Here is a 26,097-nt window from a genome sequence, read left to right on the forward strand (position 1 = left end):
TCAGTGGGCGCCGTCGAGGTTGAGGATGACCACGCCCCCCACCACCAGTGCGATGCCGAGCAGCTTGGTCGCCGTCAGTGGCTCGCCCAGGAACGCCGCCGCGATCCCGACGATCGCGACGGTGCCCAGGCCGGCCCAGAGCGCGTAGACGACGCCGACCGGCAGGTCCCGCACCGCCTGGGAGAGGAAGAAGAACGACAGGGCGTACGCGCCGAGCGTGCCGACCGTGGGCCACGGGCGGGTGAAGCCCTCGCTGGGTTTGAGCAGGCTGGTCCCGGCCACCTCGAACCCGATCGCCAGCAGGAGGTACGCGTACGCCATGGCAGCAGTCTGGCAGCCCTGCTGCTGGGGGCGCGGTGTGCTCAGCGCTGGCGGTAGGGCGTCAGCAGCTGGTCCACCGGTGCGCGGTCGTCGGTGAGCACCGGGGCGTCGTCGACCCACTCCGCCAGGGACGGACCCGCCAGCACGGTCCACCCGTCGCCGGCTGCCGCGAGCTCCTCGGCCAGCGCCTCGGTGTCGATCGTGCGGTCGGACGCGACGGCGACCAGGTTGCCGCCGGAGCGTCCGTCGGGGCCGGCGTCGACGTCGACGGGCTCACCCAGCACCACGACCTCCTCCCAGACCTCCTCCAGCGTCGCGACCTCGGCCCGGGCGAAGGCGAGGTCGCCGTGGTCGATCAGGTTGGCGGCGTACACGCCCTCGGGCCGCAGGATCCGCCGCACCTCGGCCATCGCCTCCACGGTGGTGAGGTGCCACGGGATGCTGACGCCGCCGAAGGCGTCACCCACCACGAGGTCGCGGGAGTCGGTGGCCACCTCGGCCATCCCGAGGCGCGCGTCCTCGACCCGGACCTCGAGGTCGGGCCCGGTCTCCAGGCCGAGCCGCTCCCGGTCCAGCTCGACCACGCCGCCGTCGATCTCGGAGACCGTGCTGGCGCTGCCGGGCCGGGTCGCCTCCAGCCAGCGCGGCAGGGTCAGCCCGCCGCCGCCGAGGTGGTGGGCCTCGACAGGCCCGTCCGGGAGCTGGCTGTCGACGACGGCCGCCAGACCGGCGACGTAGGCGAACTCCAGGTGGGTCGGGTCCTCGAGGTCGACGTAGGAGTGGCGGAGCCCGTCGAGCACGAGCACCCGCCCCGACTCGCGCTCGTCGTCGGCCACGACCTCGGCGCAGTGGTAGGTCGTCTCGGCGTCACAGGAGTCGGGGAGCGCCCAGGCGCTGAGCGCCCCGCCGGCCACCACGGCGGCCGCAGCGGACCGGCCGAACCGGCCCCAGCCCCGCACCCGGATGTCGACCAGCAGTGCGGTGATCAGCAGCAGCGCGCCGAGCCCGACGAGGATGCCGGTCACGGGGAAGCGCGTCACCAGCACGAAGCCGGTGACGACGGTGCCCACGATCGAGCCGGCGGTGGCGGCTGCGGAGAGCCGGCCGACGACGCGGCCGGTCTCGTCGAGGGTGGCGAGCCGCAACTTGGTCAGCATCGGCACCACTGCCGACAGCAGCGCTCCCGGCACCACCAGGCACAGCGCGGTGACCGGCAGCAGCAGTCCGTTGGCCGGGTCGTTCGCCGCGGTCCGCACCAGCACCGGCGTGATCGCGACGACCGCGCCGGAGACGCCGATCGCGGGTCCGAGCAGGCGCCGGGGCGGCTTCGCGTCCGCGACGCGGCCGCCGAGCCATGAGCCCAGCGCGATGGCGCTGAGCACCATGCCGATGACGATGGTGTTGGTCTCCAGCGTGAGGCCGAGGTACGGCGCCAGCAGGCGCAGCGCCGTCAGCTCCACGACCAGCACCGCTGCGGCGGTCCACGCCGCCAGGGCGACCATCGTGCGGTCCCCGAGCTCGCCCGGTGCGGGTCGGTCGGGGGAGTCAGCCATGCGCCGAAACTACCGTGGCGCCGGTCGCCCCGAGGCCGCGGGAGCGGGACCCTCCGGGGGATCGGCCCTGGGCGGATCCGCCCTCGGCAGCACGCCCTTCTCCCGCGGCGACCCGGCGGCGAGGCTCGCCACATGAGCGATGAACAACCACCCCCAACCCTGCGCCGCCGCACCGCCGAGCACCTGCTCGACGAGCGCATCCTGCTGCTCGACACCGCCCTGGACGACGAGACCGGCGCCATGCTGTGCGCCCAGCTCGTCCTGCTCTCCGCGGAGGACCCGACCACCGACATCGGGCTGTGGATCAACTCCCCGGGCGGCTCGGTGTCGGCGATGCTGGCGATCGCCGACACCATGCGGCTCGTCCCCAACGACGTGTCCACCGTCGTGCTGGGCATGGCCTACAGCGCCGGCCAGTTCCTGCTGTGCTGCGGCACCGAGGGCAAGCGCTACGCGCTGCCGCACGCGAAGGTGCTGCTGCACCAGGGCTCGGCCGGCATCGGTGGCAATGCCGTGGACATCGAGCTGCAGGCCGACGACCTGCGCCACATGCGCGAGACCGTGCTCGGCATCATCGCCGAACGCACCGGGCAGAGCGTGGACCAGGTCTTCGAGGACTCGCTGCGCGACCACGTGTTCACCGCCGAGGGGGCCCGCGACTACGGCTTCGTTGACCACGTCGTGACCGACCTCGCGCAGGTCCGCCCGCGGCGACGGCGTACGGCGGGGCTCGGCCCGCGCGGCACGGAGGCGGGTGGCGAGCGATGAGCACCTATACGATCCCGAACGTCGTCAGCCGCTCCCCGCGCGGGGAGAAGGTGATGGACGTCTACAGCCGGCTGTTGGAGGAGCGGATCGTCTACCTCGGCACCGAGATCGACGACGGTGTCGCCAACGCGTTGATCGCGCAGATCCTGCACCTGGAGGCGGAGAGCCCGGACGTCCCGATCAACCTCTACCTGAACTCGCCGGGCGGCTCGGTCACCGCGACGTTCGCGCTCTACGACACGATGCAGTTCTGCCGAGTGCCGGTCGCCACGACCTGCGTCGGGCAGGCGTTCTCCAGCACGGCGCTGCTGCTCGCCGCCGGTGAGCCCGGCCAGCGCTCGGTCCTGCCGCACGCGCGGGTGCTGCTGCACCAGCCCTCGGGGCAGGGCCGTGGCGCGATCCCGGACCTGATCCTCGCGGCCGACGAGATCCTGCGGGTGCGCGAGGAGATGGAGCAGGCGTTGAGCACGCACACCGGGCAGGACGTCGCGACGCTGCGGCGCGACACCGACCGGGACCGGATCTTCCGGGCGGAGGAGGCGATCGCCTACGGCCTGGCCGACCGGGTCATCAGCAGCCGGTGAGCCCGGCCGCGGCCACCGGTCCGGCGGTCAGGCCGCCAGCGCCAACGGCCCGCGCAACGGGCCGACCTCGTGCCGCAGCGGGGCCACGGGCTCCGGGGCGGCGGGCAGTCGTCGGGCGACCTCGATCGCCAAGGCCCGCAGGGTGAGGTCGAGGGCGCCGGCGACCGCGGCGAGCACCTCGGAGGAGGGGTCCTTGCGGCCCCGCTCGACCTCGGAGAGGTACTGCGTGGAGATCCCGGCGCGGGCCGCGGTCTCGACGAGTCGCTCGCCGCGGGCGTGGCGGCGTTCGCGGAGCACCTCGCCGGTGAGCTCGCGCCACAACGGCTCGGTGCCCGCCGGGGCTGCGTTGCGGGGACCGGAGTGCATCGGCAACAGCTCACCCATGTCCCGGATGCTAGCCGCGGCCGCCCGCCCGGGGGAGGGATTCCGCCCTCGGCAGAACGACGGCCGGCCCCGGCCCGGGTGTCCCGCGATCAGGTGCGCGGAAGCGGGGCGCGCTGGCCGTAGGCTCGAGACGATGAGCAACCAGCACCCCGACGGGCCGGCGCCCGCTCCCGAGCCCCCGTCCCCCGAGTCGTCGACGCCCTCGTCGACGCCACCGTCGACCCCGTCCTCGGCGACACCTCCCTCGACGCCACCGCCGTCCACCCCGCCGCCGGAGACGCCGCCCACGGCCGAGGCGTCGGACCCCGACGAGCCGTCGCACCGCGAGCGTGGTCACCTGCCGACGGCGTTGCCGACCGCGTTGGTCGCGCTCGGCGTCGCCCTGCTCGCGGGGGGCCTGGCCGTCGCGGCGGCGTACTCCCGCCAGGAGGGGCAGCTGGACCGGACGGTCTACGCCGTCGGCGTGGCCGGCGTGGCGTTCCTGCTGCTGGCGAGCGTGGTCGGGGCGTTCCGGTCGGTGCGCGTGGGGCGGGGACACGGTGCCGACGCGAGCGGGCTGGCCGGTTGGACGGGTGCGATCGGCATCCTCGGTGGTGCGGTGCTGCTCGTCATCGGCGTCCAGGACGCTGCGGGTCTCGGCTACCTGGTGGGCGGGCTCATCGTCGGTGTCTCCGTCGTGGGGTACCTCCTCGCACGTCACGGCGCCTTCGTCGTCACCACGATCGTCGGCCTCGGTGTCCTCTATGCCGAGGGCTTCCGCGACCTCTACGGCGGCGTGGGCCTGGACGACGTGGTGGCGCGGATGGCGCTCGGTCTCGGGGTGTTCGTCCTCGGCGTGACGCTGCTGGGCTGGCTGCTGCCCACGCGGGTGCTGAGCGCCCAGGTCGTGGGCTGGGTCGGCGTCGTCGGCTCGGCTGCCCTGCTCGGGGCGATCGCCGTGCTGGAGGCGATCAGTGCGTTCGTCAGCGACGTCTTCGGTGATGCCGGCGACCTCTTCGACGGGTTCATCACCCCCGACACCCCGCTGCCGGGGCCCGACGGGTCCGAGGGCCTCTTCGGCGAGGACGGCGACTCCATCCCCGGGCTGTCGGGGGAGCTCCCCGACTTCACCGGCGACGTGTGGGCCGTCCTGGTCGTCGCCGGCGTGCTGATGCTGGCGTGGCTGCTCGCCGCAGCCCTGACCAAGCACGCCGGTTTCACGCTCCTCGCCGTCGCGATGCCGGTCGCCACGGTGCCGCTGGCCACGGTCGCGCTCGCCACCGAGCACCCGACCAGCTGGGCCGCCGCCCTGCTCGTGTCCGGTGCCCTGGTCGTGGTCGCCGGACTGCTCGTCGTACGCCGCCGCTGACGGAGCGACGGCCACCGGGAACTCACCGTCGGTGCCGCGCGTTAGCGTCGAGGCCCGGTCGATGAGTTGAGGTGGCTGCCCGGTGAGCTTCGTCCCGATGACGGGTCCTGCGACGCTGCGTCCTGCCGACCCGCCGCGGGACAGTGCGATCGTCTTCAGCGACGACCACCGCACCGTCGAGCTGCCGGTCGCGGCCGCCGTGCCCGTCCTCGGGCGGGCGCAACGCGCTGCGGAGGTCCACCCCAGCGTCGGCCTGCTCAGCGGTGCGCTGCTGCTCGCGACCCGTTTCGTCGCCGCCGGCAAGCTCGCCCCCGCCGACGGGGCCTGGCACCCCGACGACCTCGACGACCGTGACCGCGACGCCGTCGACCGGCTCGCCGCGGCCCGGGTCCACGACGCCACCGACCTCGCCGCGACCACCGAGGTCGTCGAGCAGGCGCTCGCCGCCTTCGTCGACGCCCTGCCCCGCACCGCTCCCGCCCGCGTACGCCGCGCCCCCGCGGCCGGCGGCGCGCCCCCGGACCACACCGACTTCGGCGAGCGGGTCCGCCAGCGGGTCGCCGAGCGTGCCCGGCGCTCGCGCCTGGAGCAGCTGCCCGAGCTGGTGCGGGTCTCGCTCCGGGTCGAGGCCGACGAGGAGGAGCTGGTCGCCGGGGCCGTGCGGCTGGTGCTGCAGGTGCACGACGAGGTCGACCCGCTGCACGTCGCCGACGCGGCGCTGCTGTGGACGGCCGAGGACGAGACCGCGCACGGCTTCGGGCCACGGGCCCGGATCCACGCCAGCATCGCGTTGCGGGCCGCCGCCGACGTGTGGCCCGTGCTCGACCGCTTCCTCGGGCTCACCGTGCCCGACCAGGTCGAGCTCGACGGCGAGGAGATCAGTGGCCTGCTCGAGCACGTCGGTCCGTTGCGCGACGCCGGCGTCGACGTGCACTGGCCCCGCGCCCTCGGTCGCGAGCTGACGACCCGCGCGGTGCTCGACCGCCACGACGCACCGGCACAGCGGGACCCCGAGCTCCCGCTGCAGGACAGCCCGTTCTCCACCGAGGGCCTGTTCAGCTTCCGCTGGCAGGTCGCGATCCACGGCGACCCGCTCACCGATGAGGAGATGGAGCAGCTCGCCGCCGCGGCCAGCCCCGTGATGCGGCTGCGCGGCGCCTGGACGGTCGTCGACCCGGCGACCGCACAGCGGGCCCGCAAGCGCCTGATCCGCCGCGCCTCGGGGGCCCAGGCGCTCGGCGCCGCCCTGAGCGGCGTCGTCGAGCTGCCCGGCGAGGACGGCGAGTCGACCGACGAGGTCGTCGTCGGCGCCAGCCTGCTCGACGTGCGCGAGCGCCTGCTGGCCGCTGCCACCCGTGAGCCCCTCGCCACGCCCGTCGCGCTCCGTGCCGACCTGCGGGAGTACCAGCGCCACGGCCTCACGTGGCTGGCCGACCTCACCGGCCTCGGGCTCGGCGCCTGCCTCGCCGACGACATGGGCCTGGGCAAGACCATCACCCTGCTCGCGCTCCACCTGCACCGCCACGAGCAGGGCCTGTCCGGCGGCCGGCCCACCCTCGTCGTCTGTCCCGCCAGCCTGATGGGCAACTGGGAGGCCGAGGTCGCGCGCTTCGCCCCCGGCGTACCCGTCCGTCGCTTCCACGGCAGCGAGCGGTCCCTCGCCGGGCTCGAGGGTGGTGAGGGCAGCGCCGGGTTCGTGCTCACCACCTACGGCACGATGCGCCGCGACGCCGCCGCACTCGGCGCCGTCGCCTGGGACCTGGTCGTCGCCGACGAGGCCCAGCACGTCAAGAACTCGCGGTCCTCCACCGCCCGCGCACTCCGCACCATCGACTCCCGGGCACGGGTCGCCCTGACCGGCACCCCGGTCGAGAACGACCTCACCGAGCTCTGGTCGATCCTGGACTGGGCGATCCCCGGCCTGCTGGGCAGCCGACAGGCCTTCCGCCGCGTCTGGGCCGCCCCCATCGAGTCCGGGGCGGAGCCGACCAAGGCGCGCCAGTTCGCCGACCTCATCGGCCCCTTCCTGCTGCGGCGCCGCAAGACCGACCCCGGCATCGCCCCCGAGCTGCCACCCAAGACCGAGACCGACCAGGTCGTGGGCCTCACCCGCGAGCAGGTCGTGCTCTACGAGGCGTTCGTGCGCGACTCCATGGAGCGCATCGAGCGGCTGCCTGCGGACGACCCGGCCCGCCGCGGCCTCGTCCTCGCGCTGCTCACCGGGCTGAAGCAGATCTGCAACCATCCCGCCCAGTTCCTCAAGCAGTCCGGTGCGGGCGGTCCCCGCCTGCGCGGCCGCTCGGAGAAGCTCGAGCTGCTCGAGGAGCTCGTCGCCACCGTCCTCGCCGAGGAGGGTGCGGTGCTCGTCTTCACCCAGTACGTCGCCATGGCCCGGCTGATCGAGCAGCACCTCACCGCGCTCGGCGTGCGCCACCAGTTCCTCCACGGCGGGACACCCGTGGCCGAGCGCGAGGCGATGGTGCGCCGCTTCCAGGGCACCGCCGACGAGGACGCCGAGCCCGTCCCGGTCTTCCTGCTCTCCCTCAAGGCCGGCGGCACCGGCCTCAACCTCACGGCGGCCGACCACGTCATCCACTTCGACCGCTGGTGGAACCCCGCCGTCGAGGAGCAGGCCACCGACCGTGCCCACCGCATCGGGCAGGACAAGCCGGTGCAGGTGCACCGCATGGTCACCCGCGGCACGATCGAGGAGCGGGTCGCCGACCTGCTCACCCGCAAGCGGGCGCTCGCCGACGCGGTGCTGGCCCGTGGTGAGGCGGCGCTGACCGAGCTCGACGACGAGGAGCTCCGCGACCTGGTGACGCTGCGCGCCGAGGCCCGCCGGGCCGCGATGACGGAGTCGGAGTGAGCACCGCGGGCCGGGTCACCCATCCGCGGTTGCGCCCCCGCAAGGGCGGCGCCCGGTCCTGGTGGGGCAAGGCGTGGGCACGCGCCGTCGAGGAGGCGGCGTACGCCGAGGGCGACCTGCGCGCGGGGCGGCGCGCGGCCCGTCGTGGTGACGTGGGCGGGATCTCCGTCGGACCCGGCACCCTGCTCGCCGCGGTGCGGGAGGGCGACGACGCGTGGACGGTGGACGTGACCGTGCCGCTGCTCGACGAGGTCGAGCGCCGCGGCCTCGTCGACGCGGTGGCCGCCGAGTCCGGCCGGGTCGCGGCGCTGCTCGCCGGCGACCTGCCGCACGCACTCGTCGAGCACGCCGAGGAGGCGGGTGCCGAGCTGTTGCCCTACGGCGGCGAGTTCGGCGCGACCTGCACCTGCACGGGTTTCCTCGACCCCTGCCCACACGCCCTGGCGGTGCTGGTCCAGGTCGGGTGGCTGATCGACGACGACCCGCTGGTGCTCTTCGCGGTGCGGGGCCTGGGCCGCGAGGCGCTGCTCGGCGAGCTGCACGCCCGCAGCGTCGGTGACGTCGAGGGCCCCGGCGGCGCGGGCCGGGACGTGGGGGAGCTGGCCGACGACGTCGAGGTCGCCGCCGACGCCGTCCTCCGTGCCCGGCGCCTGCTCGACCTGCTCGAGTCCGGTGCCGACGTGCCCGACCACTGGTGAGCTCGCCCGGGTCGTGGAGCCCGGCGAGGGCCGTGGGCCTCGCCGGGGTGCACGACTCCCGGTCAGCGACCGGCGAGCGCTGCCCGCGCCATGCTGGTCAGCAGCGCACGCAGTGGCTCCCCCGAGATCTGGTGCCCGGCGCGCGGGGTGGAGTTGATGAGTCCGAAGACGGCGTGGGCCGCCGCGTGCGCGGCCGGTTCGTCCAGGTCGGTGCGGAGGTCGCGGATCTGGTCGGCCCACAGGTCGACGTAGGAGCGTTGGAGGCGACGGACCTGGTCGCGGGCGGAGTCCGGCAGCGACTCCCAGTCGCGGTCCTGCACCACGATCAGCGGCCGGTGCTCGAGGGCGAACTCCACGTGCCAGTCCACGAGCCGGTCCAGCGCCTCACCACTGCTCTCGGCGGCCGCGACCCGTTCGCGGCCCACGTGCAGCAGTCGCTCGCTGATCGAGACCAGCATCTCGGCCAGCATCGACTGCTTGGAGGGGAAGTGCTTGTAGATCGCCGGCCCGGAGATGCCGCAGGCCGCGCCGAGGTCGGCGACCGAGACGCCGTGGAACCCGCGGGCGGCGAAGAGGTCGGCCGCGGTCGCGAGGATCTGCTCGCGACGGGTGGGCTCGCTGGTCACCGCGACAGGTTAATGCCTGTTCACCGGGACCCCGGCGGCGTCTCTGCGGGTGAGTCAGCGGCGCCCGAAGTCCTGGGTCCACCAGACGCGGCCGTTGCGCACCACCCGGCCGACGCCGATGTGGCGGTACTTGCAGTTGAGGATGTTGGCGCGGTGGCCCGAGCTGTTCATCCAGGCGTTGACGACCTGGCCGGGCCAGCGGTAGCCGACGGCGACGTTCTCGCCGACCATCGTCCAGTTCGTGTACCCGGCCTGGCGGACTCGCTTGCCGAGCGACGGCTCGCCGGGCAGCCGGTGCGAGAGCGTGTTGTGCTGGGCCATCTCCTTGCTGTGCCGGCGGGCCGCGCGGCGCAGCTGCCACTTCTCCTTCAGTGGTCGGCAGCCGTGCTGCTTGCGCTTGGCGTTGGTCTTCGCGATCACCTTGCGCTCCTGGCGCAGGCGGTAGCTCGACCCCGCCGTGAGCGCCAGGTCGGCCGTGGTGGTCGCGGGAGTCGTGCGGGGCGCCGCGTCGCGCACTGCGTCGCCGGGCGCGTGCTGGCCGGCGACCAGGAGGGCGAGGACGAGGAGGAGGCCCGAGAGCGTTCGCATGCCCCCCAGCGTCGGGCATCGGGGCGGTCGGTGTCCACGGAACGGCGCATCACGTGGACTCGGTGGTTAATGATCGCTAACCTAGCGCCGTGGCCACACCGGGACTGCAGGAACTCACCGACCAGCTGCGCGACCGTCTCGCCCGCGTCCGCCGGGGCGGCAGCGAGTCCGCGCGCACCAAGCACACCGACCGCGGCAAGATGCTGCCCCGCGAGCGCGTCGACCGACTGCTCGACCCCGGCAGCCCCTTCCTCGAGATCGCGCCGCTCGCGGCGTACGGCATGTACGGCAAGGGCACCGGGGAGGGCGAGGACGCGTACGCCGTCCCCAGCGCCGGCGTCATCGCCGGCATCGGCCTGGTGCAGGGCCGCGAGTGCGTCGTGGTCGCCAACGACGCCACCGTCAAGGGCGGCACCTACTACCCGATCACGGTCAAGAAGCACCTGCGCGCGCAGACGATCGCCGCGGAGAACCACCTGCCCTGCATCTACCTCGTCGACTCCGGCGGCGCCTTCCTGCCGATGCAGGACGAGGTCTTCCCCGACCGCGAGCACTTCGGGCGCATCTTCTTCAACCAGGCGAACATGTCGGCCCGGGGCATCCCGCAGCTCGCCGCGGTCATGGGGTCCTGCACCGCCGGCGGCGCCTACGTCCCCGCGATGTCGGACGAGACCGTCATCGTCCGCGAGCAGGGCACGATCTTCCTCGGCGGCCCGCCCCTGGTGAAGGCGGCCACGGGTGAGGTCGTGACCGCCGAGGAGCTCGGCGGCGGCGAGGTCCACGCCCGCCGCTCCGGCGTGGTCGACCACCTCGCCGAGGACGACGCCCACGCGCTGCAGATCCTGCGCGGCATCGTCGCCACGCTGCCCCCTGCCGAGTCGGCGCGAACTCGGCTCCCGCACGCATCGAGTCGGCGCGAACTCGGCTCCGGTGAGCCGAGTTCGCGCCGACTCGGCAGTGTCGACGAGCCGCTCGAGCCGCCGGAGAGCCTCTACGACGTCGTGCCGACCGACACCCGCACGCCGTACGACGTCCGCGAGGTGATCCGCCGCATCGTCGACGGGTCGCGGTTGCAGGAGTTCAAGCAGCTCTACGGCGAGACGCTGGTGTGTGGCTTCGCCGAGATCCACGGCCACCGGGTCGGGATCGTGGCCAACAACGGCATCCTGTTCAGCGAGAGCGCACTCAAGGGCGCCCACTTCGTGGAGCTGTGCAACCAGCGGGGGATCCCGCTGCTGTTCCTGCAGAACATCACCGGCTTCATGGTCGGCCGCGAGTATGAGAACAACGGCATCGCCCGCGACGGCGCCAAGCTCGTCACCGCGGTCGCCTGCTCGGTGGTGCCGAAGTTCACCGTGGTCATCGGCGGCTCCCACGGCGCCGGCAACTACGGCATGTGCGGCCGCGCCTACGACCCGCGGTTCCTGTGGATGTGGCCCAACGCCCGCATCTCGGTGATGGGGGGCGAGCAGGCCGCCAACGTGCTCGCCACCGTCGCGGGCCGTGAGGACGACGAGCAGTTCATGGACCCGATCCGCGAGCAGTACGAGGAGCAGGGGTCGCCGTACTACGCCAGCGCCCGGCTGTGGGACGACGGCATCATCGACCCCGCCGACACCCGCCGCGTGCTGGGCATGGCGCTCGCCGCCACCTCCCACGCGCCCGTGCCCGAGCCGTCCTACGGCGTCTTCCGGATGTGATGAGGCGAGCAGCGACATGCGAGGAACGAGCATGACGCGTCGAGACCACGTCGAGAACGATGAGGACTGAACCCATGACCCCGATCCACTCCGTCCTGGTCGCCAACCGCGGCGAGATCGCGCTGCGGGTCTTCCGGACCTGCCGCGACCTCGGCATGGCCACGGTTGCGATCCACACCGCCACCGATGCCGACGCGCCGCACGTGCGTGACGCCGACACCGCCGTCGAGGTGCCCAGCTATCTCGACGTCGACGCGATCGTGGCTGCGGCCCGTGAGGCGGGCGCCGACGCGGTGCACCCGGGTTTTGGCTTCCTCTCCGAGCGCGCCGAGTTCGCCGCGGCCGTGCTGGCCGCCGACCTGGTCTGGGTCGGCCCGAGCGCCGAGGTGATCGACCGCATGGGGCGCAAGGACGCCGCCCGCGAGGTCGCGATCGCCGCCGGCGTGCCCGTCGTGCCGTCGTACGCCGCGGAGGACGACCCGGCCTCGTTCGCCTACCCCGTGCTGGCCAAGGCCGCCTCCGGTGGTGGTGGCAAGGGGATGCGCGTGGTCCGCGCGGCGGAGGAGTACGACGACGCCGTGGCGGCCGCGAAGCGCGAGGCGCTCGGCGCGTTCGGCGACGACACCATGCTGGTGGAGAAGTACGTCGAGCGGGGGCGCCACATCGAGGTGCAGGTGATGGCCGACGCCCACGGCACGGTGCTGCACCTGGCCGAGCGCGACTGCTCGACACAGCGGCGCCACCAGAAGGTCATCGAGGAGGCGCCCGCGCCGACGCTGACCGAGGCGCAGCGCGAGCTGGTCACCTCCAGCGCGGTCGCGCTGGCAGCGCAGGTGGGATACGTGGGCGCGGGCACCGTGGAGTTCCTCCTCGACAGCGACCACGCCGGTGAGGGCGAGGGCATCTACTTCCTGGAGATGAACACCCGCCTCCAGGTCGAGCACCCCGTGACCGAGGAGGTCACCGGCCTGGACCTGGTCGCGCTGCAGTTGCGCATCGCCGCCGGACAGCCGGTCGGCGTCGACCAGGCCGACGTGACCGTGCGTGGCCACGCGATCGAGGTGCGGATCTACGCCGAGGACCCCTACGCCGGGTTCCTGCCCCAGGCCGGCACGGCCTCGCTGGTCCACTGGCCCGCGGGCGCGCGGGTCGACCACGCGCTCGAGTCGGGCCAGGTGGTGAGCACCTCTTATGACCCGATGCTGGGCAAGGTGATCGTGCACGGCCCGGACCGCGAGGCCGCACGCCTGGCGCTGGTGCGGGCGCTGGACGACACCGCGATCCTCGGGCTGACGACCAACACCGGCTTCCTGCGCGAGCTCGCGGCGGGACCCGAGTTCCGCGACGCCACCATCGACACCGCGTGGCTGGACCGCAACGAGCTGACCGCACCGGACCCGGCGCGGGCCCGCGAGCTGGCCGCGTGGGCGTGGCAGCGCCATCACGGCGGCGCCGAGGGTCCCTTCGCCGCCGACGGGTTCCGCATGGGTGCCGCGCCGGCGCCGATCGTGGTCGAGCTCGACGAGCCGGTCACCCTCGGTCGCCCGCCGCGCGAGCGGCCGGTCGCCCTTGTCGACGCCCACGGCGTCGAGCTCGCCCACCGCGGCCAGCGCTATGCGTTCGTCCGCCCCGACGTCGCCGCCGAGGACGCGGCGGCCGGTGACGGGAGCGTGGTCGCCCCGATGCCCGGCACCATCCTCGCGGTCGAGGTCGCCGAGGGGGACCACGTCACCGCCGGCCAACGGTTGGGCACCATGGAGGCGATGAAGATGGAACTCTCCCTCGACGCGCCGTACGACGGCACGGTGGCGGCCGTCGGTGCCGCGGTCGGCGACCAGGTCGCCCTCGGTGCCGCACTCTTCGAGGTGGCCGCGGAGTGAGCGAGATGCTGCCGATGGTGTGGCCCGAGCCGGGGCTGCCCGAGCAGGTCACGATCTACGAGGTCGGGGCCCGCGACGGGCTGCAGAACGAGCAGGCGCAGATCCCCACGCCCACCAAGGCCGAGTTCGTACGCCGCCTGCTCGCCGCGGGCGCCCCGGCCGTGGAGGCGACCAGCTTCGTGCACCCGAAGTGGGTGCCGCAGCTGGCCGACGCGGCTGAGCTGATGACCGGCCTCGTCGACGAGCTCGGCGACCGCGCCCGGGAGCTCCCGGTGCTGGTGCCCAACGACCGTGGCCTGGACCGCGCGCTGGACCTCGGCCTGCGCCACGTCGCGGTCTTCGCCTCGGCGACGGAGAGCTTCGCCCAGCGCAACCTCAACCGCGGGCTGGAGAGCCAGTTCGAGATGTTCGCGCCGATGCTGGACCGTGCGCTCGAGGCCGGGATGGACGTCCGCGGCTACGTCTCGATGTGCTTCGGCGACCCGTGGGAGGGCGCCGTGGACGTCGCGCAGGTCGTCGAGGTCGGCCAGCGGCTGCTCGACCTCGGCGCCACCCAGCTCAGCCTCGGCGACACGATCGGCGTCGGCACGGCGGGCCACGTGCGGGCGCTCGTCGGCGCCTTCGACGACGCCGGCATCGGCCCCGAGCGCCTCGCCCTGCACTTCCACGACACCTACGGCCAGGCATTGACCAACGTGCACGCGGGCCTGCAGGCCGGGGTGACGACGTACGACGCCAGTGCGGGCGGCCTGGGTGGCTGCCCGTACGCGAAGAGCGCGACCGGCAACCTCGCCACCGAGGACCTGGTCTGGTTCCTCGACGGCCTGGGCATCCGCCACGGGCTGGACCTGTCGGCGCTGGTGGAGACCAGCGGCTGGATGGCCGAGCAGCTCGGCCGTCCCAGCCCGTCGGCGGTCGTCCGCGCCCTCGCGCACGACGCCACCGAGTAGCCGCCGCGACACGGATCGTCGGGTGTGATCCCTTGCACACCGGCGGTCGAACCTGATCTGATGCTGAGCAATGCGCGCTCATCTCGGGGTCGTTGCAGTTGTTGCTCCCACCGTCCAGCCAGGTCGTGTGGGTACGTCGCGCGTCGCATCCGGTGTCATCCACCTCGCGGCTCCGTCCCACCCCCGCCGACCGGCGTGGGGTCCATCGGTCGACGCGTCGATCCGCGTCGACGGCTACGCAGGAGGATGAACCTTGACCACACGCACCCTTCTCGGGCGGCTCGCCGCCACCAGCTTCGTTGCTGCCGTGGCGGCCGCCGGTGCACTACCCGTCGCGACCGCCGCCGACGGCTCCGGTGGCGAGTCCGACGTGCCGACCTTCAAGGAGTTCGCGGCCTCGACCTTCCAGGACGAGGGCGGCCAGTACGTCGTCAACGGCGACGAGACGATCGCCAACCGCGGTGAGCTGCGGCGCTACTACGAGGAGATGACGGCCGACCCCAACGAGACCGGCCTCATCGTCAACCGCACCTACTCCGGCGACGACCTCTGGAGCGCCTCGCAGGCGCTGGACCTCACCTACTGCGTGAGCGACCAGTTCGGCGGCGACAAGTCGACCATCGTCAACGCGATGGCGCAGGGCGCGGCCCTGTGGGAGAACGCCACCTCCGGCATCGACTTCTCCTACGTGCCCTCGGCGGACTCCAACTGCCGCACCAGCAACAACTCGGTGCTGTTCTCGGTGGAGCCGACCTCGACCACGCAGTACATCGCGCGGGCGTTCTTCCCCAGCTCCCCGGACTCCCAGCGCAACGTGCTGGTCAACGCCGACTCCCTGGTCAGCTCGGGCTCGTGGACGCCGGGCAACATCATGGGCCACGAGCTGGGCCACACCCTCGGGTTCCGCCACGAGCACACCCGTCCCGAGGCCGGCACCTGCTTCGAGGACAACAACTGGCGTCCGCTGACGCCGTACGACTCGGCCTCGATCATGCACTACCCGCAGTGCAACGGGTCCTCCTCGGACCTGAGCTTCAGCTCCTACGACGGACAGGGCGTCAGCCAGGTCTACTGACGGCTGCCGCAGGCCCGCACCAGGGCTGAGGTCCACGACGCCGGCCCCGGACCACCACGGTCCGGGGCCGGCGTCGTGCGCGGGTCAGTCCTCGTGCTGGCGCTGCTGTTGTTGCCGGCGCTGCTGACGACGCTTGGTCAGGATCCGCTCGACGCTGATCACCGAGCGGCACAGCGTGGCGATGTCGGCCACGGCGGCGGCCACCGGGTCGGGGGTGTCGGGCCAGTTGCGCCGCAGGATGAGCTGGCGCTTGACGCGGCGGCGCTTCTTCTTCGCGCGCTGCGGGTTGAGGTGCTGCTGGGTCATCTCGACGTGGCGGCGCCGCATCCGGCGGAACCCGACACCCGCCGCGGTGAGCAGCTCCTCGTCGCTGGGCGGACGCTGGTCGGCCTCGACGCCGTAGTCGGCGGGGTCACCGTCGGTGGGCAGGTCGGCGAGGTCGCCGTGCAGCGTGACGTTGCTGGAGGAGATCGCATCGGCGATGCGGGCGTTCCACCGCATCGTCGCCCGGAAGGTGGCCGGGTCGAGGGTGGCGCGGCGCTCGTCGTGGCGCAGCCGGGAGAGGCTGTTGCGGCCGAGGTCGACCTTGACCACGCGCTGGTCGGAGGGGACGGAGAGCCGCAACTCCTCGTTGACCCGCCGCACCAACTCCGCCGAGGGGTAGCCGAGGGACTCGTTGACCTGCTCGGGAGGCTCGGTGGTGGTGGCGGTGTCGATGCCGACGACCTCGGAGAAGAGCTCCCACAGTCGGTCGGGCGGGGCGTCGGGGCCGGGGACGACGATGACGTGGACGCGCTCGGGCGGCAGCGCCTGGGTCCACACCTCGATCATCCGCGGGATGTCGATGACCTCGATGAAGCGACGGGCGGTGGGGAGTCCGGCGCGGGCGAGCGCGGCGCCGACCTTGCCGCGGCCGCGCGTGGAGGCGCGTATGACGGTGGTGAAGCGCTCCCAGGTGGTGATGCCGCCGCTGGTGATCGAGGTCTGCCACAGCGCGGGCACGACCCGGGCGATGTCGCGGACCGTGAGGACCAGGTGGACCTCGCGGCCGGCGGCCTCGAGCTCGGCCACGGCCCGGGCGGCGGCGTCGGCCTTGGCGAAGCTGAGGAACTCCATCGACAGCAGGACCGTGGGGTCCTCGCTCTCCCGCGCCTCGCGGACGAACCGGCTCCACGCCCCCTCGGAGCGGTGCGACATGACCGGGTCGTGCTGGGCGAGGCCGAGCAGGCTCTGCACCGCGTGCACCTGCTGTGCCCACACGCGCCCCGCGAAGTGGATCCCCTGGTCGGCCAGGTGGTCGCGGTTGGCGATCAGCTTGCTCTGCAGGAACGTCGTCCCCGTCTTCATCGCACCGGCATGGAGGATGGCGACCGGCTGCCTGTCCTTCACCTGCGGTCCGCACCTTCCCATCGGTCTCTCCGACGACGACGAGGTGAGACTAGCAGCGGCCCGAGGTGCGGCAGACTGGTCGTCGTGACGACGCTCGACACGGCTGGAGTACGCCGCGCCTGGGGCTGGGTGGCGGCGCTGCGGGGCGGCAGTGCCACGCCCTGGTCGCAGTGGGCCGGTGAGGCCGGGCCGAGCGCTGGCGAGCTGCCGGGCGCGCACCAGCTGGAGCTGCTGCGGCGGCTCAACGCGGCGCGTCCGGGCGGCGTACCCGCGGCCCTGGCGGAGCGGGTGCTGGCCGCCGACCTGCCGGGGCGGGGACGGCGCGACGTCCCGCTGGCCGGTGCGGGCGAGCCGCGGTTCGGGCCGGCGCCGGTCGACCCGGGCGACCTCGCTCCCGAGGAGCTGCTGCGGCTGGCGAGCGGTCTGCTGGCCGAGGACCTGGCGGGCTGCTCGGTGCCGCCCGACCCCTGGCCGCGGCGCCGGCCGTGGGCGCCGTCGTACGCGCTGGCGGGGGACCCGTGGCACGTCGCGCACCTGCGCTCGGAGCTGGGCCGCCGCGGTCGACCCGAGCGTCCCGCACCGCGCCGGGTGTACGTCGTCGCCGAGGACCTGGCGACGCAGCTCGCCCACGCGTGGACGGCGCGTGCCTTCGCCGAGAGCGGCACGGGCTGGCCGGCCTGGTTGGGTCGGTTCGTGGCGCACGACCTGCTGCCACGGCGGGCGGACCCGCTCGAACCCGCACGGGAGTGGGCCGCGCGCCTCGGCCCGGAGCGGGTCACCCTGGTCACCGAGCCCGCGCTGCTGCGGCAGCCGCTGCGCCTGCGTCGGCTGTCCGCGCCGCCGCCGGTGACCGCGGAGGGCGTCGACCTGGCCCGCCGCATCAGCACCACGCTGGGCATCCTCGTGCCGACCGAGCGTCGCACCGACCTGCTGCGCGGGGTGCTGCTGCCGCGCCTGCCGCAGGACCCGCGGAGTGTCGTCACCGTGCCGCCCGCGTGGCAGGAGTGGGTGCAGGACCGGGCGCGCCGGATACGGGACGAGGCGCTCGCGGAGGGCTACCCTGTGCTCGGCGACCCCGACCGGCTCGTGCCGCAGGCGACGAGCGAGGGCCGCCGGCCGGTCGAGGTCGACGTCCTGGCAGCGGCGTTGGACCTCTTGCTCGACCCGGTGACCGCACGGACGGAGGCAGCACGGTGAGTCGACGGGTCCTGCTGCACGTCGGCACCCCCAAGACCGGCACCTCCTACCTGCAGGACGTGCTGTTCCACAATCCCGAGGTCCTCGCCGAGGCCGGCATCCGCTACCCCGCCGAGCGGTTCGACGCCCACTTCCTCGCCGCACTGGACCTGATGCGGATGCCGTGGGGCGGGCTGGAGACCGAGGCCGTCGGCGCCTGGGATGCCCTCGCCCGCGCGGTGCGCGAGCACGACGGCACCGCCGTGGTCAGTCACGAGATCCTCGCCAACGCCGACCGGGCGCAGGTACGCCGCGCGCTCGCCTCCCTGGGCCACGGCGACGGCACCGAGGTGCACCTGGTGGTGTCGGTGCGCGACCTGGTGCGCCAGATCCCCGCCGAGTGGCAGGAGAACGTCAAGCACCGGGCGACGCTGAGCTATGCGGCGTTCCTCGAGCAGGTCCGCGACCCCGAGCGCACCGGGCGGATCGGGTCGTGGTTCTGGGGCGTGCAGGAGGTGCCGAGCATCTTGGACCGCTGGGCGGCCGACCTGCCGCCGGAGCAGGTGCACGTCGTGACGGTGCCGCCGCCCGGCGCCGACCCCGGGCTGCTGTGGCAGCGGTTCGTGACGGCGTTCGAGCTCGACGGGGTCGAGCTGGACCTCACCACCGATCGCAGCAACCCCTCGCTCGGCGTCCCGGAGACGGCGCTGGTCCGTCGCATCAACCGCGCGGCCAACCAGCACCTGCCGCCGGCGCACTACCGGCCGCTGGTGCGGGAGCTGGTCGCGCACCGCACGCTGTCCGCGCGCACGGACTCGCCCCGACTCGGCCTGCCGCCCGAGCTGGCCGACTGGGTCGCGGACCTGGAGCGGTCCTGGATCGCGGAGATCCGCGAACGTGGCTACCGGGTGGTCGGGGACCTCGACGACCTGGTCGGCGACGCGCCGGGGGAGTGGACCGACCCGGACTGCCCCGACGAGGCCGAAGTGGCCGAGGCCGCCGTCGACGCCCTGCGGGCAGTGCTGGTCGAGACCGCCGCCGTCGGTGAGGAGCGCGACCGGCTCCGCGGCGAGCTGGAGGAGACCCGCGCCGCGCTCGAGGCGGCGTACTCCCGGCCGGTGCAGCGGGGCAAGGAGAAGGTCGTGCGGACCCTGGAGGGGTCGCTGCCCGGGCAGCAGGTGCTGCGGGTCTACCGCTCCCTCAAGCCCGGCGACTCCGGGGCGTGAACTCGCGGTCCGCGTAGCGGCCGATCCGCCACGTGGAGTAGCCGTCGGTGCCGGCGCCGAGCACGCCTCCGACCAGCGGGGTGCGCTTGCCGACGGTGAGCGCCATCCGCTTGCCGACGACCCGGTTGACCATCTCGTTGGCCACCGCCTGGGCCACGTCGGGGTCGAGGTCGGCGAGCGGCTCGGCGGCGTCGGCCAGCGCGGCGGGCGGGGCCGACAGTCGGCCACGCTTGACCTGCTTGCGCACCGTGTCCTCTCCGAGCAGCGTCGCGAGGATCGCGGTGCGCACCCGCGCGTCGGCCAGGTCGTAGCCGCGCAGGTGGACGATGCCGGCGACCATGCGGCACTGGATCAGCGCCAGGCCGGCGATGTTGGTCGGTGCCAGCACGGTGGCGGTGACCAGGCCGCCGAGATTGGTGACGAACCCCTCGGCCAGCGCGTAGCGGACGTGGTTCTCGATCACCTCGTGGATGCCCTTGTCGACGTCGCCGTGCTGCTCGCGCAGCTGCTCGTCGGCGGCAGCGGCGGCCGGCGGCAGCGGGCCGACGCCGGCGATGGCGCGGTCCAGTGCCTGCCGGATCACCGCGGAGGTGACCTGCGGCGCGGCAGCGGTCACCTTCGGCACGACCTGGAGAGCGGCCTGGGTGACGAGGCCTCGCTTGAAGTTGGGCATGTTTCGATCGTAGGGGCGAGCCGAAGGCGGTGCCGCGACGTCTACCCTCGGTGGCGTGCCTGTCGAGCCGCCGCCGACGCGCTGGGCGCTGCCCTCCCGCGAGGACCTGGTCGCGTGGGCGGACGCCGACGACCTGATCGGCGTCGGGGGAGACCTGGCGCCGGGGACCGTGTTGGCGGCGTACCGGCGGGGGCTCTTCCCGATGCCCGGTGCGGTCGGCGACCACCGGGTCGGCTGGTGGAGCCCCGTCGAGCGGGGCGTGCTGGAGCTGGCCGACCTGCGGGTGTCCCGGTCGCTGCGGCGCTCGCTGCGCGGCTTCGAGATCCGCATCGACACCGCCTTCGAGGACGTCATCGACGGGTGCGCCGACCCGCGCCGTCCGGGCGCCTGGATCGACGCCGCCATGCGGGCGGCGTACGTCGAGCTGCACCGGCTCGGGTGGGTCCACTCGGTCGAGACCTGGCGCGACGGGAGGCTCGTCGGTGGGCTCTACGGCGTCGCAGTGGGGGGCGTGTTCGCGGGGGAGTCGATGTTCCACCGCGAGACCGACGCGTCGAAGGCGGCGCTGGTGGGGCTCGTCGAGGCGCTGCGCGACGAGTACGCCGACCGGCGCCTGATCGACGTGCAGTGGCAGACGCCGCACCTGGCGAGTCTCGGCGTCACCCGGGTCCCGCGGGCGGACTACCTGGCGCGGCTGCGCGAGCTGCTGGAGCTCCCGCAGCCGGCGGCGTTCGGGTGAGCGGGCCGGACCGGCTGGGGCGGCTCAGGCGACGTACGGCGCGTCGGGCGTCTCGCTGACCATCGGCCGCTCGGCGCCGGCCCAGTCGAGCATGCCGCCCTCGAGGTTGACCACGTCGTGGCCGAGTTGGCCCAGGTAGGCCACGGCCTGCGCGGACCGGCCGCCCACCTTGCACACCACGAGGCTCTGGCCCTCGGGGACCTCCTGGACGCGCTCGGTGAGCTGGCTCAGCGGGATGTGGATGGCGCCGTCGATGTGGCCGGCCACCCACTCCTCGGGCTCACGCACGTCGATCACGCTGAGCTGCTCGGGCAGCGGGTCGGGCACGTTCTCGATCGCGACGGTCGGGACGTTCATGCGGGCCAGTGTGTCACCCGGGCCGCCGCGGCCTACTTGAGCAGCTTGCTCATCCGCCGGTCGGCGAGCGGCTTGCCGCCGGTCTGGCAGGTGGCGCAGTACTGCAGGCTCGAGTCGGCGAAGGAGACCTCGCGCACGGTGTCGCCGCACTCGGGGCAGGCCTGGCCGGTGCGGCCGTGGACGCGCAGGTTGCTCTTCTTCTCCGCCTTCAGCTCGGTGGCGGCGAGGCCGGCGGAACGGGTGACCGCGTCGCCGAGCGTGTCGCGGATGGCGGCGTAGAGGGTGGCGCGCTCCTCGTCGGTGAGGGAGTTGGCGGCCTTGAAGGGGCTCATCCGCGCCACGTGCAGGATCTCGTCGGAGTAGGCGTTGCCGATGCCGGCGACGGTGCCCTGGTGGCGCAGCACGCCCTTGAGCTGCTTGCGCCCCTCGGTCTCGAGGATCTCGGCGAGGAGGTCGGGGGTGAAGTCGTCGGTGAGCGGGTCGGGGCCGAGACGCGCGACGCCCTCGACGTCCGCGGGGTCGCGCACCAGGTAGAGCGCGAGCGACTTCTTGGTGCCGGCCTCGGTGATGTCCAGTCCGGGGGTGACGCCGTCGTCCTCGTCGAGGGCGATCCGCACCGCCAGCGGCGACTTGCCGCCGGGGCGCGGCGGCAGGGCGGGCAGCTCGTCCTTCCAGCGGATCCACCCGGCACGGGCGAGGTGGAGGACGAGGTGTAGGCCACTGGCCTCGATGTCGAGGAACTTGCCGTGGCGGCGTACGCCGTCCACGAGCGTGCCCTCGATCGCCGAGATCGGCGGGTCGTAGGTCTTCAGGGCGCTGAACGCCGGCACGTGGACGGCCGTGATCGCACGACCGGCCAGTCGTCCGCGCAGGTCCTGGGCCAGCGCTTCGACCTCGGGCAGCTCGGGCACGAAACGCAGTCTAGGCGTCGCCACGGACCTCGGCACCGACCTCGTGGGAGCAGGATCGAGGGGTCCCGAGGCGGGACCGTGGTTCCCATCGTCGGCGGCACCGGTCATAGTTGACCTGACATGGGTGCCTCGCTCGCGCAGCACACGTGCTCCCTGCCACGACGAAAGGAACCCGCATGACCTCCCTCAAGCGCTCCCTCGCCCTCGCCGGCGCGGCGCCGATCCTCGCCCTCTCGCTGACCGCCTGTGGTGGCGGTGGCGCCCCGACCGATGCCGCGGTGGAGGACTTCTGCAACATCGGCGACGAGCTCGGCACGGTCTTCGAGGACGTCGCCGACGACGACTACGAGGGCTTCGTCGACGCGGCCGCGCAGGCCTCGGAGACCATGGAGGAGATCGGCACGCCCGAGGACATCCCCGACGACGCGCGGGCCGGGTTCGAGTCGCTCTCCGACGCGCTGTCGGACCTGGACTCCCAGGACGTGGAGGACTCGGTCAAGGAGTTGACCGACGCCACCGAGTCCGGCGAGGACGTCGACGAGCAGCAGATCGTCAGCGAGATGTTCGGCATCGACGACGACGACATCTCCGACTTCGAGGCCTTCACCGAGTACACCGAGGAGTCCTGCAGCAGCTGACCGACGGCTGTCGGTGGCCGGCGCTACGGTCAGGCCATGACCGACGTGCGGCAGGTGCAGGTGACCGTCGACTGCGCGGATCCGCGTGGGCTGGCGACGTTCTGGAGCGCCATGCTGGGTTATGAGTGCCCGGCACCGCCTCCGGGCTTCGACTCCTGGGACGCCTTCGCCGACACGCTGCCGGCCGAGGCGCGCAACGCACGGTGGGCGACCGAGGACCCCGGCGGCGTCGGCCCACGGCTGTTCTTCCAGCGCGTGCCGGAGGAGAAGACAGTGAAGAACCGACTGCACCTCGACGTCCGCGCCGCGCCGGGACTCGAGGGTGCGGACCGGATGGCGGCGCTGGAGGCGGAGTGTGAGCGGCTGATGGTGCTCGGCGCGAGCCGCGTCAGCCGCACCGATCCCGAGCTGCCGATGGAGCTCGGGTTCATCGTGATGACCGACCCGGAGGGCAACGAGTTCTGCCTGGACTGAGGCGGCCCCGACACGCGTGCCGCGTCAATCTACGACGCAGCCTAGACAGCCCGATACGGTCCCGGCGTGGACCCGATCCGGAATCCCTACGCCCCCGGCGCCGGCCAGCGCCCACCCGAGCTGGCGGGCCGGGACGAGCAGCTCGGCGCCTTCGACGTGGTGCTCGAACGCGTGGCGCGGGGCCGTCCCGAGCGCAGCCTGGTGCTGACCGGACTCCGAGGTGTCGGCAAGACCGTCCTGCTCAACCAGCTGCGATCGGCCGCGGTCCGCAAGGGCTGGGGCACCGGCAAGCTCGAGGCGCGACCGGACCAGTCGCTGCGACGTCCGCTCTCCAGTGCGCTGCACCAGGCGGTGCGGGAGCTCGGGCACTCCTCGGCCGAGGAGAGCGACCAGGTGCTCGGCGTACTCCGCGCCTTCGTCGAGCGCGACGCCGGCAGCGGCGCGAAGCTCAAGGACCGCTGGAGCCCCGGCATCCAGGTGCCGCCCGCCAAGGGACGCGCGGACTCCGGCGACGTCGAGATCGACCTCGTCGAACTGCTCACCGACGTCGGCGGGCTCGCCGCTGATGAGGGCAAGGGCGTCGGCATCTTCATCGACGAGATGCAGGACCTCGGCCCCGAGGACGTCTCCGCGCTCTGCGCGGCCTGCCACGAGCTGAGCCAGAACGGCCTGCCCGTGATCGTCGTCGGCGCCGGCCTGCCGCACCTGCCGGCCGTGCTGTCGGAGTCGAAGTCCTACTCCGAGCGGCTCTTCTCCTACCAGCGCATCGACCGACTCTCCCGCGATGCCGCGGACAAGGCGCTGGTGGCGCCCGCGGCCGAGGAGGACGCGGCGTACGACGCCGACGCGCTGGCGGCGCTGTACGAGGCCACCGGCGGCTACCCCTACTTCATCCAGGCCTACGGCAAGACCGTGTGGGACCACGCCCCGGACTCGCCGATCACCGCGGCCGATGTCGCCGTCGCCGCCCCCGAAGCCGAGGAGGAGCTCGCGGTCGGCTTCTTCGGCTCCCGCTACGACCGTGCGACGCCGGGGGAGCGGGAATACCTGCGCGCCATGGCTGACGTCGCCAGCGAGATGGCCGCCAGCGGCCAGGGCAAGATCGACGACATCGGCTCCGTCGCCACCGCCGACGTCGCCATCCAGCTTGCCAAGAAGCCGCAGTCGCTCTCCCCGGCGCGCGACGCCTTGCTGAAGAAGGGCCTGATCTACTCCGCCGAACGCGGCCTGATCGCCTTCACCGTGCCGCACTTCGGGCGCTACCTCCGCGCCCACGGGTAGGAGCCTCGTCCGCGCCGATCGGTGGGTGCATCGGACATGCTGTGGGCGTGACGTGCGACCGGCTCTGGGAGCGCCTCCTCGAGGCCCTCGACGCCTGGGGCTCTGCTGCGCAGGTGGGGCCCGGCCGGATCGAGGTGACGCTGCCGGACCGCGACAGCGATGGTCGCGACGTTGTCATCGTGATGACGCCCGACGAATGGGTCGACATGGCCAGCGTGGCCCTCGGCGGCTTCGACAGCGCGTTGGAGGAGGTCACGCAGACGCTCTTGGAACTCCGGCCCGACGAGCACTACGCCGTCCACCGGGAGTACCGGCTCTACGGGGCCACCACACCGTCGCTGCCTGACGAGGAGTATCAGGCCGAGCCCGGTGGCGAGTGGGTGGTCCGCGATGACCAGGGCAGGATCCGCAGCCGGCTCAGCGACTGGATCGAGCCAGAGTGAGCCATCCCCGCCCGGCGGAAGGCCCTGCCCGAGGCCCGTCGCCGGTCGCAACGTCCTCGACGTCATGGCCGGGTAGGGGTGGGGCCGTCGATCGGTGGTGGTGTCCGGTCGGGGTGCGGGTGGTGACGGTGTGTCGTGGGCCGGGTCCGGCGCGGGCGACCCAGCCGGGGGCTTGTTTGGCGTAGTTGCAGGCCTCGCAGAGACCTTGGGTGTTCTCGGTCGTCGTGGGGCCGCCGGTGGCGACGGCGTGGACGTGGTCGATGTGGCGGATGGGGGCGTCGCAGTAGGGGGTGCGGCAGGTCCGGTCGCGGGTGGCGATGAAGTCCGCGAGCCCGGCTGGTGCGGTCCGGCTGCGGGAGGTCTGGGCGACCAGGGCTCCGGTGCCGGGGTGGGTGTAGAGCTGCTGGAACCACAACCCCACGGCCTGGTTGGCGGCATGGGTGATCAGGTCCCGCGCCCACTGGGCCGGGACGGTGTCGTAGCCCTCCAGGTGGGCTGGCTCGGCGTCACCGGCGAACAGGGTGCGGTCGGTCAGCACCAGCTTGACCGCCACGTCCGGACCCACATGCGGGTGGCGGCCGGTGAGGCGTTCGACCATGGCGTCGGCCATCACTTGGCCACGGGACCGGTCATCACCCTGGGATCGCGCAGACTCAGCCGTCTGTTTGAGGGCGGCGTAGCAGGCCACCCCGTCCGCGACGGGCAGGAGTGCGGAGAACCGGACCATGGTGTCGGGTGCGGGTCGGACGGAGACATGGCGGTCGGCGGCCGCCCGGCGGGCGCGGTCGATCAGGCCGTGGGGGTCGATGCGGTAGACCAGTCGGCGGGCTTCGGCGACCAGTCGCCGGTCACCCCAGCCGACCGACTCGGGGCCGTTGAGGTGCCGGTCGACCTCGGCCCGGTCGCCACGGGTGAGGCAGGCGGTCTCGCGGGCGATGAGGGTGGCACGCCACTCGCTCAACGACCCCTCCCGCAGTGCCGCGAAGCTGGAGCCCAACTCGTCGACGAGTGCCTTCGCCAACCCGAGGTGACGCCCACCGCGGGTCGGCGACTCGCGGCGAGCGAGCGCGACCTCGGCCCCGACGCCCCGGCCCCGTTGACGGGCCGGAACGCGGGCGGCTTCCTCGGCCTCGCGACGGCGGTCGGCGAACTCGACACTGGCGCGGGCCTGCAGCGCCGCGGCGGTGGACTTCAGGTCCTCCAGCTCGCGGATGAGCTCGATCAGCTCACCCTCGCCGACTCGCGCGGGCAGCGGGCCGTCGGCTCGTGTGGCCAGCAGCTCCCGGTCCGCGCGGACCTTGGCGAGTAGATCGAACATGTGTACGAGTATAATGCGCGGCGCCGACAGGTGTGCCGGATCTCCACAGGTGCCCAGCACCTTCGTTCGGGTCCAGGGTGCGTCGACGCCGGGATAATCCGTGGCGTCGCGCTGCCTCCGATGACTAC

The 26,097-nt window shown here is 73.3% G+C and carries 26 protein-coding genes; 16 read left to right on the plus strand and 10 right to left on the minus strand.

Annotated features, from left to right (window positions below; genetic code table 11):
* Together KUV85_RS14100 and KUV85_RS14105 are read right to left on the minus strand one after the other, a co-directional pair.
* Nucleotides 1–321 (minus strand): DMT family transporter, encoded by a 321-nt coding sequence (locus KUV85_RS14100; RefSeq protein WP_219960524.1) that lies wholly within the window; start codon nucleotides 319–321, stop codon nucleotides 1–3.
* 41 nt (nucleotides 322–362) lie between these two features.
* The gene (locus KUV85_RS14105) at nucleotides 363–1,874 is read right to left on the minus strand and encodes a fused MFS/spermidine synthase (RefSeq protein WP_219960525.1); all 1,512 of its coding nucleotides are present in this window, start codon (nucleotides 1,872–1,874) and stop codon (nucleotides 363–365) included.
* 132 nt (nucleotides 1,875–2,006) lie between these two features.
* Between KUV85_RS14105 and KUV85_RS14110 the strand changes: the two genes are divergently transcribed.
* Nucleotides 2,007–2,642, plus strand: coding sequence for a ClpP family protease (locus KUV85_RS14110; protein ID WP_219960526.1), 636 nt, complete (start codon nucleotides 2,007–2,009; stop codon nucleotides 2,640–2,642).
* Nucleotides 2,639–3,226, plus strand: coding sequence for a ClpP family protease (locus tag KUV85_RS14115; RefSeq protein WP_219960527.1), 588 nt, complete (start codon nucleotides 2,639–2,641; stop codon nucleotides 3,224–3,226). Before KUV85_RS14110 ends, KUV85_RS14115 begins: the two co-directional genes overlap by 4 nt.
* Before the next feature lie 27 nt (nucleotides 3,227–3,253).
* Here KUV85_RS14115 and KUV85_RS14120 read toward each other — a convergent pair whose 3' ends face one another.
* Nucleotides 3,254–3,610 (minus strand): helix-turn-helix domain-containing protein, encoded by a 357-nt coding sequence (locus KUV85_RS14120; RefSeq protein WP_219960528.1) that lies wholly within the window; start codon nucleotides 3,608–3,610, stop codon nucleotides 3,254–3,256.
* 133 nt (nucleotides 3,611–3,743) lie between these two features.
* Here KUV85_RS14120 and KUV85_RS14125 point away from each other — a divergent pair, with 133 nt between their 5' ends.
* From KUV85_RS14125 to KUV85_RS14135, 3 genes are all read left to right on the plus strand, one after another.
* Nucleotides 3,744–4,958, plus strand: a complete 1,215-nt coding sequence (locus tag KUV85_RS14125; protein WP_219960529.1) for a hypothetical protein — start codon at nucleotides 3,744–3,746, stop codon at nucleotides 4,956–4,958.
* A 97-nt stretch (nucleotides 4,959–5,055) separates the two neighbouring features.
* Nucleotides 5,056–7,827, plus strand: coding sequence for a DEAD/DEAH box helicase (locus KUV85_RS14130; protein ID WP_219960530.1), 2,772 nt, complete (start codon nucleotides 5,056–5,058; stop codon nucleotides 7,825–7,827).
* A complete protein-coding gene (locus KUV85_RS14135) occupies nucleotides 7,824–8,525 on the plus strand; it encodes an SWIM zinc finger family protein (protein ID WP_219960531.1) in 702 nt (233 codons plus the stop codon). The genes KUV85_RS14130 and KUV85_RS14135 overlap by 4 nt, the downstream gene beginning before the upstream one ends.
* A gap of 62 nt (nucleotides 8,526–8,587) precedes the next feature.
* Here the strand turns inward: KUV85_RS14135 and KUV85_RS14140 are convergent, their stop codons facing one another.
* Complete coding sequence (locus KUV85_RS14140) at nucleotides 8,588–9,151, minus strand: TetR/AcrR family transcriptional regulator (RefSeq protein WP_219960532.1); 564 nt, start codon at nucleotides 9,149–9,151, stop codon at nucleotides 8,588–8,590.
* 54 nt (nucleotides 9,152–9,205) lie between these two features.
* The gene (locus KUV85_RS14145) at nucleotides 9,206–9,739 is read right to left on the minus strand and encodes a CAP domain-containing protein (protein WP_219960533.1); all 534 of its coding nucleotides are present in this window, start codon (nucleotides 9,737–9,739) and stop codon (nucleotides 9,206–9,208) included.
* Nucleotides 9,740–9,828: 89 nt separating this feature from the next.
* On the opposite strand from KUV85_RS14145, the gene KUV85_RS14150 reads away from it, so the two are divergent.
* The 4 genes from KUV85_RS14150 (at nucleotide 9,829) to KUV85_RS14165 (ending at nucleotide 15,344) form a co-directional block, all read left to right on the plus strand.
* Nucleotides 9,829–11,439, plus strand: coding sequence for a carboxyl transferase domain-containing protein (locus KUV85_RS14150; RefSeq protein WP_219960534.1), 1,611 nt, complete (start codon nucleotides 9,829–9,831; stop codon nucleotides 11,437–11,439).
* Between the two features lie 74 nt (nucleotides 11,440–11,513).
* Nucleotides 11,514–13,319, plus strand: coding sequence for an acetyl/propionyl/methylcrotonyl-CoA carboxylase subunit alpha (locus KUV85_RS14155; RefSeq protein WP_219960535.1), 1,806 nt, complete (start codon nucleotides 11,514–11,516; stop codon nucleotides 13,317–13,319).
* 5 nt (nucleotides 13,320–13,324) lie between these two features.
* The gene (locus tag KUV85_RS14160) at nucleotides 13,325–14,269 is read left to right on the plus strand and encodes a hydroxymethylglutaryl-CoA lyase (protein WP_237690299.1); all 945 of its coding nucleotides are present in this window, start codon (nucleotides 13,325–13,327) and stop codon (nucleotides 14,267–14,269) included.
* Between the two features lie 253 nt (nucleotides 14,270–14,522).
* Entirely contained in the window at nucleotides 14,523–15,344 is an 822-nt protein-coding gene (locus KUV85_RS14165) for a M57 family metalloprotease (RefSeq protein WP_219960536.1), read from the plus strand.
* 84 nt (nucleotides 15,345–15,428) lie between these two features.
* Here KUV85_RS14165 and KUV85_RS14170 read toward each other — a convergent pair whose 3' ends face one another.
* On the minus strand, nucleotides 15,429–16,733 hold the full coding sequence (locus KUV85_RS14170; RefSeq protein WP_219960537.1) for a hypothetical protein: 1,305 nt from the start codon (nucleotides 16,731–16,733) through the stop codon (nucleotides 15,429–15,431).
* 84 nt (nucleotides 16,734–16,817) lie between these two features.
* Here KUV85_RS14170 and KUV85_RS14175 point away from each other — a divergent pair, with 84 nt between their 5' ends.
* Complete coding sequence (locus tag KUV85_RS14175) at nucleotides 16,818–17,930, plus strand: hypothetical protein (protein WP_219960538.1); 1,113 nt, start codon at nucleotides 16,818–16,820, stop codon at nucleotides 17,928–17,930.
* The gene (locus KUV85_RS14180) at nucleotides 17,927–19,135 is read left to right on the plus strand and encodes a hypothetical protein (protein ID WP_219960539.1); all 1,209 of its coding nucleotides are present in this window, start codon (nucleotides 17,927–17,929) and stop codon (nucleotides 19,133–19,135) included. Before KUV85_RS14175 ends, KUV85_RS14180 begins: the two co-directional genes overlap by 4 nt.
* Here KUV85_RS14180 and KUV85_RS14185 read toward each other — a convergent pair.
* Nucleotides 19,110–19,808 carry an EcsC family protein gene (locus tag KUV85_RS14185; RefSeq protein WP_219960540.1) on the minus strand — a complete coding sequence of 233 codons (699 nt, stop codon included), beginning with the start codon at nucleotides 19,806–19,808 and terminating at the stop codon, nucleotides 19,110–19,112. The two genes, KUV85_RS14180 and KUV85_RS14185, sit on opposite strands and share 26 nt — an antisense overlap.
* A gap of 55 nt (nucleotides 19,809–19,863) precedes the next feature.
* Here KUV85_RS14185 and aat point away from each other — a divergent pair, with 55 nt between their 5' ends.
* A complete protein-coding gene (gene aat, locus KUV85_RS14190; protein WP_219960541.1) occupies nucleotides 19,864–20,547 on the plus strand; it encodes a leucyl/phenylalanyl-tRNA--protein transferase in 684 nt (227 codons plus the stop codon).
* 24 nt (nucleotides 20,548–20,571) lie between these two features.
* Here aat and KUV85_RS14195 read toward each other — a convergent pair whose 3' ends face one another.
* Nucleotides 20,572–20,904, minus strand: a complete 333-nt coding sequence (locus tag KUV85_RS14195; RefSeq protein ID WP_219960542.1) for a rhodanese-like domain-containing protein — start codon at nucleotides 20,902–20,904, stop codon at nucleotides 20,572–20,574.
* 32 nt (nucleotides 20,905–20,936) lie between these two features.
* Nucleotides 20,937–21,815 carry an Fpg/Nei family DNA glycosylase gene (locus KUV85_RS14200; RefSeq protein WP_219960543.1) on the minus strand — a complete coding sequence of 293 codons (879 nt, stop codon included), beginning with the start codon at nucleotides 21,813–21,815 and terminating at the stop codon, nucleotides 20,937–20,939.
* Between the two features lie 176 nt (nucleotides 21,816–21,991).
* On the opposite strand from KUV85_RS14200, the gene KUV85_RS14205 reads away from it, so the two are divergent.
* From KUV85_RS14205 to KUV85_RS14220, 4 genes are all read left to right on the plus strand, one after another.
* Nucleotides 21,992–22,453 carry a hypothetical protein gene (locus KUV85_RS14205; RefSeq protein ID WP_219960544.1) on the plus strand — a complete coding sequence of 154 codons (462 nt, stop codon included), beginning with the start codon at nucleotides 21,992–21,994 and terminating at the stop codon, nucleotides 22,451–22,453.
* A 36-nt stretch (nucleotides 22,454–22,489) separates the two neighbouring features.
* Entirely contained in the window at nucleotides 22,490–22,927 is a 438-nt protein-coding gene (locus KUV85_RS14210) for a VOC family protein (RefSeq protein WP_219960545.1), read from the plus strand.
* A gap of 66 nt (nucleotides 22,928–22,993) precedes the next feature.
* Nucleotides 22,994–24,208 (plus strand): ATP-binding protein, encoded by a 1,215-nt coding sequence (locus tag KUV85_RS14215; protein WP_219960546.1) that lies wholly within the window; start codon nucleotides 22,994–22,996, stop codon nucleotides 24,206–24,208.
* A gap of 47 nt (nucleotides 24,209–24,255) precedes the next feature.
* Nucleotides 24,256–24,651, plus strand: coding sequence for a hypothetical protein (locus KUV85_RS14220; protein WP_219960547.1), 396 nt, complete (start codon nucleotides 24,256–24,258; stop codon nucleotides 24,649–24,651).
* Here KUV85_RS14220 and KUV85_RS14225 read toward each other — a convergent pair.
* Nucleotides 24,626–25,969 carry an HNH endonuclease gene (locus tag KUV85_RS14225; RefSeq protein ID WP_219960548.1) on the minus strand — a complete coding sequence of 448 codons (1,344 nt, stop codon included), beginning with the start codon at nucleotides 25,967–25,969 and terminating at the stop codon, nucleotides 24,626–24,628. The genes KUV85_RS14220 and KUV85_RS14225 overlap by 26 nt on opposite strands.
* Between the last annotated feature and the right edge of the window lie 128 nt (nucleotides 25,970–26,097).

Source organism: Nocardioides panacisoli, from assembly GCF_019448235.1.
Classification (GTDB): Bacteria; Actinomycetota; Actinomycetes; order Propionibacteriales; family Nocardioidaceae; genus Nocardioides; species Nocardioides panacisoli_A.